Consider the following 9,648-nt stretch of genomic DNA (forward strand, 5'->3'; position numbering starts at 1 on the left):
TTTCACAAGTTGATCCACCTTAACTACTGGTCCGAATTCCCGCGACCACCTCTCTGCTGAACAACGCTGATCACGAATCCCTTGATCTGGGGGGGGGCGCAAGGTCGCGCTGACAGAGCCGATTGACCTGCAAGCGGCTGTCCCGAACCGCACCAGATATGAAACCCGCCGGGCGATTCATAATGGTCAGTTGATCGCGCTGACGGGTGGCGATTGGGCGACAACCACCATCACCGCGCAGGCCACTTATGACCCCGGCGACTCGCGTACGCTGAGAAATGTGGCGAATGTGGCCAACATTCCCATTGGCAGCCACGTGAGCGGCGCAGGCGTGGGCCGCGAAATCTATGTGCGCGGCAAGAACGTTGCCCGCAACGAGTTAACGTTGAACGGGCCGCTTTATGATGCGGCGGGCACCCAGAATTTCACTTTCCGGCGCTACAAATACATGCTCGACTTTAGTGGATTTGACGTCATCGCCAAGTTCATCCTGCACAACATCGAATTCCAGTGTCAGGAGCTTTGCAGCGGGATTATGTTGGCGAATGCAGGTACTGTGTTCACCATCCGGGACTGCTTTATCACAACGCCGAAGGACCGCGGGATCACCTCTATGGGCGGCGGTTGTCAGGGGATGTTTATCGAACGCTGCCAGTTCCTGTCATCCGAGAACGATCTCCCGGTATCCCAGCGCACAACGATCACGCTGAACGTTAATGCCAACGACGTGGAGTTACGCAACTACAGGTCCGAGCGGTTCAGGCACTTCGCGGCTATGACTGGTCAGAATCACCTCATTATCGGGAACCACTTCTTTCAGGGGGATACGGTGAATGGTGGCATTCGCTGTGCAGGTGTGGTGATGGCCGAGGCATATGCCTCTTGCGTGTTTACGAATAACTATGTCGACAACGCTTTCTTTTAGTGGACGAACGAACGGGATCCAAGCCCCGGTTTCAACGGTGGTTTCTCCTTCAGCGCGCTGGATATCACCAGCAACATCTTTCTGTTGGGCGAGGTTGCGACCAGCTTTAGCTATCTGGTGGTCAAACCATACGGGGCAGGGCACTTCATCAACGGGTTGAACGTGGCGGGCAACCGCTTCCGCAGCATCAACGGGTATGTTGAACGGGCAGAGCGAGTCGATACCAGCTATGCCGATCTGAACTTTACCCGCATGCGCAACGTCCGGTTTGAGGGGAACTCTTTTCACGGGGTAAACAAACCTGTCGCGAACCCGCATCTGATCGAGATGTCTGAGAATGCGAACACCCAGACTTGGGTTGCCGTTCGAGGCACGGTCTTTGAGTGTGGATGCTGTGGTTGTGCGTGGCGGCGTGCGCTATGCGTCCCATGCATACAACTACGACGCTCCGTTCGTGCGCGCCCAGCAGGGCCCGAACGCGGATCAGGTACATGTCGTCTGGTCAGAGCCGGTGCGGGGCAAGATTGCCGTTACAGCGCGCATGGATAATGACGTCGTTTAGTGTCGTGGGCTCCGGCGTGGAAGCGCGCCGGAGCCACTGTCGTTAGAATTCGCGTCAAAGGCCAATTTTAAAGGCGCTGTTGTCCCAATCGCTTAATTCGCTCTCAGCGCCTAATTTGATGCGATAGCCACCCTTTTGGGGATTGAAAACCACTGATGGCGCGAGCGTTACGATGCTCGCCCCGTCTATATGGGCGGTATAGATCTGGATCATGCCTGTCGTGAAGTCGGTGAAGTTTGCGCCCAGTGTGGCGTCGAGCTGACTGACGTGCTGGGCATTGGTTAGATCCCAGATCACGGCGGCATCTACGGTCATCCAGCCCGAAGTCTCACCCCATGACATGCCCCGACCCCAACTAAGGCCCGTGCGAAAATGTGGAAGGATCTCATCTCCGGCCCACCCGACACCGGCCCCCAATTCATATGCCCATTTGGAGGTGGCATCCGGAGCGCTAAGTGCACGGCGCAGCGAAAACGTGGCGATGCCGCCATGTTCCGCGTTGCGCGGTTGGATCATGCCGATGTCGGCAATCACCGTTGTTTTGTCACTTAACCCATACTCAAGATATGTCTGCCTGGTTGTATCAAGGATGTAGTTACTGGCAAAAGACACTTCCATAAACGTCGACCCCTTTTCACGCAGCCAAGGGCCGGCGTGGGCGGTGTTGCCTATCAAGGCCACAACGAGAAGGGGAATGAGGCGATGTGGCAAGATGGCAGGGCTCCTGCCTCTATCTTGGTTAACATCTATTGAGAAAAAGTTACTGACCGAAAAGTAAAAGGTCCGGCGCTGGGCCGGACCTCTCAGAAAGCTGCTTATACCGTGACTCGGTCGCCACGTGGGCCTGCGATCAGCCAGACAATGAAGCCGACGACGGGGAATATTACGACGCCGAGTGTCCAGAGGATTTTTGCCAGGCCCGATGCGCGGGAAGTGAAAATCTGGTAGATCGCGTAAATGTCAGCGATAAGTACCAAAATGCCGATAAGACCATATTCCATGATGTGTCCCCTAAGAATGTTGAGTTGTTGCTTGAATAGATAACACGTCATGCGACAAAAAAGGTTCCAATGGCGGTATTGAAATGACTTCACAAATATTGGTGGACGGCTCAAACGTCCTGTTTTGGCAGGGCGGCCAGGCGAACCGCACGGTGCCAGCGCATGTGGTGCAGGCCTTGTGTGCAAGGCGATTTGCGCCGCGGGCGTATTTTGATAACAGCATCAGCAGGCATATAACGTCCGCCGAATTGGACGCAGTTGCGGCGCTTGCCGAGGTTATAATTGCTCCGCGCGGAACGCCTGCGGATGCGATGCTGCTGGCGGATTGCGCCGACGGGCGGCTCCAGATCGTGAGCAATGACCGCTTTCGCACGTGGCGCGGTCAATATCCTGATCTGCGCAATAGCACGCTGGTCACAGGCAGCATCGGCAAGGGGGGGCGAGTGAGCTTCTCCAAAAAACTCAGGCCCGCCCCGATCTAGCGCCCGCGCCGTTTTACGCCGCCGCGCATGCCGCCACGGCCCATGGTGCTGCGGCCTGATTTTTGCTTGGCGTCGTCCACGGCCTTGTCCACCGCATATTGCCGCGCCATCGGATCGTCTGCGATGGCAAGGTCTACCGTTTCCAATCGCTTGACCTCGTCACGCAAGCGCGCCGCCTCTTCGAATTCGAGGTTTTCCGCAGCCTTGCGCATGTCGGTACGCAGTCCTTCCAGTACGGTTTTTAGGTTGCCGCCTGCCAGCGGGTTGTCGATCTTGGCGGTGACGCGGTTCATGTCCACATCGCCTTTATAAAGTCCGGCAAGAATGTCCTCGACGTTCTTCTTTACCGTCGTGGGCGTGATGCCGTGTTTTTCGTTATAGGCAAGCTGTTTGACGCGGCGACGCTCAGTTTCGCCCATCGCACGTTCCATGCTGCCTGTGATGCGGTCAGCGTACATGATCACGCGGCCTTCGGAATTTCGCGCCGCGCGGCCAATCGTCTGGATCAGAGAGGTTTCCGAACGCAGAAAGCCTTCCTTATCCGCGTCCAGAATGGCGACAAGCCCACATTCGGGAATGTCCAAACCTTCGCGCAGCAGGTTGATCCCGATCAGCACGTCGAACGCGCCAAGGCGCAGGTCACGCAGAATTTCGATCCGCTCGATAGTATCAATCTCCGAGTGCATGTACCGCACGCGAATGCCCTGTTCATGCATGTATTCGGTCAGATCCTCGGCCATGCGTTTTGTCAGCGTGGTGCAAAGCGTCCGCATGCCGGCGGCTGCAACCTTACGCACCTCGTCGAGCAGGTCATCGACCTGCATCTCAACCGGCCTGATTTCGATCATCGGGTCAATCAGGCCGGTGGGGCGGATGATCTGTTCGGTGAAAACACCGCCGGTTTGCTCTATCTCCCAAGCGGCCGGTGTTGCGGATACGAACACCGATTGCGGGCGCATGGCGTCCCATTCCTCGAACTTGAGTGGGCGGTTGTCCATGCAAGAGGGCAGGCGGAAGCCATGTTCGGCCAGCGTCATCTTGCGTCTGAAGTCACCTTTATACATGCCGCCGATCTGCGGCACGCTGACGTGCGATTCGTCGGCAAAAACGATGGCGTTGTCGGGGATGAATTCGAACAGGGTGGGGGGCGGTTCCCCGGGGGCGCGGCCAGTCAGATAGCGCGAGTAGTTCTCAATCCCGTTGCAGACGCCTGTGGCTTCCAACATCTCAAGATCAAAGTTCGTGCGCTGCTCAAGCCGCTGAGCTTCCAGCAGTTTGCCTTCGCCAACGAACTGGTCAAGCCGCATGCGCAGTTCTTTCTTGATGCCGATGACAGCCTGATTCATCGTAGGCTTTGGCGTCACATAGTGGGAGTTGGCGTAAATACGTACCTGCTCCATCGCGCCGGTTTTCTCGCCAGTGAGCGGATCAAACTCAGTGATACTTTCCAGCTCTTCGCCAAAGAAGGAAAGCCTCCAAGCGCGGTCATCAAGGTGGGCGGGGAAGATTTCCAGACTATCTCCGCGCACACGAAATGCTCCGCGTTGGAAAGAAGCATCGTTACGCTTGTAGGCCTGAGCCACCAGATCAGCGATCACCTGACGTTGGTCATAGGAATCACCAACCTTCAAATCCTGCGTCATCGCGCCATACGTCTCGACCGAGCCGATGCCGTAAATGCACGAGACCGAGGCGACGATGATCACATCATCCCGTTCCAACAAGGCGCGGGTGGCAGAGTGGCGCATCCGGTCGATCTGTTCGTTGATCTGGCTTTCCTTCTCGATGAAGGTGTCGGAGCGGGCGACATAAGCTTCGGGTTGATAGTAGTCATAATAGCTGACGAAGTATTCCACCGCGTTCTCGGGGAAGAAGCCCTTGAACTCACCATAAAGCTGCGCAGCGAGGGTCTTGTTCGGGGCAAGGATGATCGCAGGGCGCTGCGTCTCTTCGATCATCTTGGCCATGGTAAAGGTCTTGCCCGTACCGGTAGCCCCCAGCAGAACCTGATTGCGCTCGCCGTTGCGGATGCCTTCTGACAGTTCCTTGATCGCATTGGGCTGGTCACCCGCTGGCTCAAACTCTGTCGCAAGCACAAACGTCTTGCCCCCCTCAAGCTTTGGCCGTGAGCGGACATCGGGCGCGGGGTTTGCCATAACGGCAGTTGCTTCGCTTCTGTCGGTTTGTGCATAGGGCATGGGGCAGTCTCCGGTTTACGATGCTTATAGGTGTCATTTTTTCGTCAGGGTTCAAGGCATGGGCGGCGATAACCTGTCATAAACTGTCAGCAGAGCGCGCTCTTGATCCATTCGGGCTGGCATGTCATATCCAATCCAGCCAATGACGGAGAGCCTCAATGCGCGCGCGAATCTATAAACCTGCCCGTACTGCCATGTCCTCGGGGACGGCAAAGACCCATAAATGGGTGCTTGAATTTGCACCGGCAGAGGCGCGCGAAGTTGATCCGCTGATGGGGTGGACGTCTTCCGCTGATACGCAAAGCCAGGTCAAGCTGGAGTTCGCGACCAAAGAAAAGGCCGTGGAATACGCGGCCGAGCATGGCATTGATGTGCAGGTGCAGGAACCCCACCGCCGCAAGCCGAACATCCGCGCAGGCGGTTATGGCGAAAACTTCGCGACAGGCCGTCGTGGTGTTTGGACACACTAGACTGTTGTAAATCGGGGTAAAGACCCCGCGAAGCTGCTTTTGCGCCTAAATGTGGGGCCAGTGTGCGTTTGCCCCTCATGATCTGGACTCACCTCGGCAGTCACGTAAAACCAATTCCGTCATGACCCAAAGGGCGGCCTATTTGGTCGCTCAAATTATTTCTAACACGGCTGGAGCGTATCCTTATGACCATCACCCACCTCGTCACCCATTCCGGCGGTTTTCATGCTGATGAGCTGTTGTCCTCGGTTATCCTGACACGCCTGTTTCCAGAAGCTGAGTTGCTTCGCACACGGGACAAGGCGTGGATCACGCCCGGCGAGGACCGGATCATTTATGATGTCGGTGGCGATTTTGATGCAGCTGCGCAGATTTTCGATCACCATCAGCGGCCCAATCCGCTGCGTGAGGACGGCCAGCCTTATAGCTCATTCGGTTTGATCTGGGCGCAATATGGCCGCGACTACCTGCGTGCGATGGATGTGCCCGAAAAAGACATTGAGGCGATCCACGGCTCTTTTGACCGGGGTTTCGTTCTGCCCGTTGACTTGGTCGACAATGGCGCTGTGAATACGTCGGAGGCGGGGCCGTTTTTTTCTGGCATGACGTTGCCGGTGCTGCTCGAAAGCCTGAAAACCGTGTTTGATGATCGCGAAGAGGGTGCCGATGACCGTGCTTTCATGGCAGCGCTGCCCGTGGCCCGCGCATTTGTCGAGGCGCAGATCAAACGCAAAGCCGCCAAATTCCGCGCCGAGGACATGGTAATGGCCGCGATCGAGGCCGCAGGCGAGGCCTGTATTCTGGACCTACCGATGGGGATGCCATTCCGCGCGGGCGTCGAAAAAGCCGGAGCCGATCATCTTTTGTTTGTAATCCACCCGCGCGGCACGGACTGGGCTCTAACCACGATCCGCGTGGGCGACGACACGTTCGACAACCGCGCGGATTTGCCTGTCGCTTGGGCAGGGTTGACCGATGACGTGCTTGAAGCCGCTAGCGGCGTCACGGGGGCAAAGTTTTGCCACAACGGACGATTCATTGCGGTGGCAGACTCGCGTGAAGCAGTCCTGAAAATGGCTGATATCGCGGTGGTAGAGGCTCTGGCCGGATAACTTTGGCAAGGGCCACCAGCTCAGGCACGATCTGGATGCTGTTCTAGTGTGAGACAGAGGCAAAGATCCCAGCCTCAAATGTCTACTGCTGCATCAACATTTGCCGTCTTAACCGATGTGAAGTGAGGAGCGCCTGTCGAGGTGTCCAACATTTTACACAATTACGTCACAAATTTACGGGAATGCGCGGATAGGTAGAGCTTCAAGCGGGTCACGCTCGCAAGATGACACCTAAAAAACTGGGGCTCGAAATGCGAATACTGGTAATAGACGATGATCTGTTGATGCTTGAGCTTCTTGATCTCTATTTGCCCGCAGATCAGAACTATGTGCTTGATTGCCATGCGACAGCGGAGAGTGCGCTTGAGGCGTTGAAAACCGCGCAGTTCAGATATGATTGTATCTTACTGGACATTATGTTGCCTGACATTGATGGCATCGAGTGTTGTCGGTTGTTGCGTGAGATAAAGCGGTATCAGACCACACCGATCCTGATGATGACCGCTAGCCGGGAACTGGGCCTGATGCAGCGTGCCTTTGAGTCGGGTGCTACGGATTTCCTATTCAAACCGCTCAATGTCGTTGAGCTGCGTGCGCGCGTAAAAAGCGCAGGTATGCTCAACCAGAGCATTGCAAAAGCTCAGCATTCACTACAGGAGCTGGGCCGCCTGACAAAAATCCGGTTCGATGAAATGCTAAGCGTTAATTTGGATGGCGCATATGACCTTGAGGCTTTGGAACGCCATATGCTGCGATATGAGCCGGGGTGTTATACCATGTCGCTCATTAGTCTAGAAATTCCTGCTATGCGCGACATCTACGATGTGACAACACCGCTCCACTTCCGCGAATGTATTCGACAGTGCGCCAAGGCCATGATCGCTGTCATGAAACTTGATTCAAAGATCACCTATATCGGAAAAGGGCGTTTCGTTGGCGTGAGCCACGGTCGGGACCGGATCAATCTTCCTGATCTGAGCGATCGCTTCAATCAGAGGCTTTCGGCGCGTTGGGATCGTGAGGTAACGGATGTGCTTGACGCGCCGACAGGGTCTTTCGACCTCGCGTCAGAGCAACGGATCTGGTCTGGATTGTCCATCGCCAATAAATTGTGCGAACTTGGATCAAGGTCCGATAAAGAAGCTGAACCATCGCCGCATGTTGAACAAGTCTCGCATGAAGAAGACAACATCTTCGCTCAACTGAACTGGTAATCCTCACGCTCTCTTCGTGGTGCGATAATAGACGCTATACAATCTTCACGATATCCATGCTTTGGTAACAAATGGCGGTATTTGATAAAATAGTATTGGTGGCTCATCGCAATCACTGAGGAGTGGAAGAGATGAGGCCGGCAACCGAAGCATGCAAAAGTACTGGCGAGCAGATCGGCAGGATGTTGAGCAGGTCACAGGCCACCAGCAAGCATTACTCGTCTAAAGAGAAGATCCGTGTCGTTTTAACGGGTCGGCGGGGGGCACTATCGCCGCGCAAGCCTTCAGGCGACAGGCCTAGAACGATGGTGATGAACGTAACAACGCAATTGGGTGTCTCGTGAGTGCTGGAGTTGCTGCTTCGCAAGGCGGTAAAACGGCGGGTCAGGCCATCTCCTGTTTTCGGCCACCTCCCCTGATGCTGACTGGTCGATTGCCGACATCCGCTTGAACAGGGACAGCTGCGTGCTGATTTTCGAGAGGCTTGGACGGGTCTGAAAGGCACCTCTCTTTAAGCGGTCAACCATGTTGAGGTCGCCAAGTTCTGACATAATGCGTGTTTAATCGTTGTGACCGCTACCCGAGAGTCCACATTGTGCATGGCTGAAGCTGCCGTGAGTAAACCCACCTAAGCGCGCCGTGACACATCGTTAAATCATTTTGGCGCTCTAGCTCTTGTTCAACGCTCTGATTGAATGAGGCTCCTGATGGAACAGAAAGCACGCAATAACCTGAAGCTCTATGACGATGTGGCCGCCCAATGGTGGTCTGACGACATCCGCTGGGTTCGCACGCTAAAGAATATGGTCCCGGGCAGGCTTGGGTATTTCGATACTCTATATACATGGCAAGATAAGGCGGTTCTGGATTTGGGCTGCGCAGGCGGCTTCATGGCGGAAGCAATAGATGACCGTGGTGCACATGTTACCGGCATTGATCCTGCTACAAGGGCAATAGAGTCCGCGCGCGACCATGCTCAAGATCGCAGTATCCAATATGACACAGGAGTAGGGGAGGCGCTGCCGTATCCTGATGCCGCCTTCGACGCTGTCGTCTGTGTGGACGTGCTAGAGCATGTAGATGATCTGCATCGGGTCTTGGCCGAAGTTACCCGTGTGCTGAAGCCTGAGGGCATGTTCCTGTTCGATACAATCAACCGCAACCTTCTGGCACGTTTGGCAACCATCACGATTGCGGAAGACATACTGCGGCTGTTGCCGAAAGGAACACATGATCCCGACATGTTCATTAAACCCTCTGAGCTGTTGTCTGGTCTGAAGGCCGCTGGCCTGAAAGCGGGAAAGCTCACTGGGTTGGGGCCAAGGGGAATCAACCGACAGGATGACCTCATATTCGGGCAATTGCCGACCACTGCGATCATTTACATGGGGTCTGCGGTGAAAACGCAGTTTTGAGTCGTGTTTGATTCCCCTGATTCACGCCTGGTCGGAGGGGAACTACCCGATTCCAAGAGAAAGCCTGCCCATTTTTTGGCCAGCCGCGAGAATTCGTACAGAAAGAAGAGGGGAGTGAACAGAAACTATTAGGCAGAGGTCAGCAGTAGGGCCATAAAAATAAGGGAAATTACCGATGGTGAACGGCTCAACTCAGAAAAATAGACCTTTTGGTCATTTCTGTGAAAAAAGCGCTTGCGGGTTTGGTGAACAAACCCTAGAACCCCCCT

The 9,648-nt window shown here is 55.3% G+C and carries 10 protein-coding genes; 7 read left to right on the plus strand and 3 right to left on the minus strand.

The genetic code is table 11. The features are described 5' to 3' along the window. Positions 1-190 precede the first annotated feature (190 nt). Positions 191-925, plus strand: a complete 735-nt coding sequence (locus V7730_RS20575; RefSeq protein WP_335749440.1) for a hypothetical protein — start codon at positions 191-193, stop codon at positions 923-925. Between the two features lie 337 nt (positions 926-1,262). Further along, the gene (locus V7730_RS20580; protein WP_335749441.1) at positions 1,263-1,487 is read left to right on the plus strand and encodes a hypothetical protein; all 225 of its coding nucleotides are present in this window, start codon (positions 1,263-1,265) and stop codon (positions 1,485-1,487) included. Positions 1,488-1,541: 54 nt separating this feature from the next. Here V7730_RS20580 and V7730_RS20585 read toward each other — a convergent pair whose 3' ends face one another. Further along, entirely contained in the window at positions 1,542-2,198 is a 657-nt protein-coding gene (locus V7730_RS20585; RefSeq protein ID WP_335749442.1) for a hypothetical protein, read from the minus strand. A 104-nt stretch (positions 2,199-2,302) separates the two neighbouring features. Beyond that, the gene (locus V7730_RS20590) at positions 2,303-2,488 is read right to left on the minus strand and encodes a PLD nuclease N-terminal domain-containing protein (RefSeq protein ID WP_335749443.1); all 186 of its coding nucleotides are present in this window, start codon (positions 2,486-2,488) and stop codon (positions 2,303-2,305) included. Positions 2,489-2,571: 83 nt separating this feature from the next. Here V7730_RS20590 and V7730_RS20595 point away from each other — a divergent pair, with 83 nt between their 5' ends. Beyond that, positions 2,572-2,970 carry a hypothetical protein gene (locus V7730_RS20595; RefSeq protein WP_335749444.1) on the plus strand — a complete coding sequence of 133 codons (399 nt, stop codon included), beginning with the start codon at positions 2,572-2,574 and terminating at the stop codon, positions 2,968-2,970. Here the strand turns inward: V7730_RS20595 and uvrB are convergent. Continuing rightward, positions 2,967-5,168: an excinuclease ABC subunit UvrB gene (gene uvrB / locus V7730_RS20600; protein ID WP_335749445.1), complete on the minus strand. Its 2,202-nt coding sequence runs from the start codon at positions 5,166-5,168 to the stop codon at positions 2,967-2,969. The genes V7730_RS20595 and uvrB overlap by 4 nt on opposite strands. A 158-nt stretch (positions 5,169-5,326) precedes the next feature. On the opposite strand from uvrB, the gene V7730_RS20605 reads away from it, so the two are divergent. From V7730_RS20605 to ubiG, 4 genes are all read left to right on the plus strand, one after another. Beyond that, positions 5,327-5,638 (plus strand): ETC complex I subunit, encoded by a 312-nt coding sequence (locus V7730_RS20605; protein ID WP_335749446.1) that lies wholly within the window; start codon positions 5,327-5,329, stop codon positions 5,636-5,638. 185 nt (positions 5,639-5,823) lie between these two features. Further along, positions 5,824-6,750 carry an MYG1 family protein gene (locus tag V7730_RS20610; RefSeq protein ID WP_335749447.1) on the plus strand — a complete coding sequence of 309 codons (927 nt, stop codon included), beginning with the start codon at positions 5,824-5,826 and terminating at the stop codon, positions 6,748-6,750. A 251-nt stretch (positions 6,751-7,001) separates the two neighbouring features. Beyond that, positions 7,002-7,964, plus strand: coding sequence for a response regulator (locus V7730_RS20615; RefSeq protein ID WP_335749448.1), 963 nt, complete (start codon positions 7,002-7,004; stop codon positions 7,962-7,964). Between the two features lie 707 nt (positions 7,965-8,671). Beyond that, complete coding sequence (gene ubiG, locus V7730_RS20620; protein WP_335749449.1) at positions 8,672-9,379, plus strand: bifunctional 2-polyprenyl-6-hydroxyphenol methylase/3-demethylubiquinol 3-O-methyltransferase UbiG; 708 nt, start codon at positions 8,672-8,674, stop codon at positions 9,377-9,379. Positions 9,380-9,648: the final 269 nt, after the last annotated feature.

The organism is Sulfitobacter sp., assembly GCF_036961165.1.
Classification (GTDB): Bacteria; Pseudomonadota; Alphaproteobacteria; order Rhodobacterales; family Rhodobacteraceae; genus Sulfitobacter.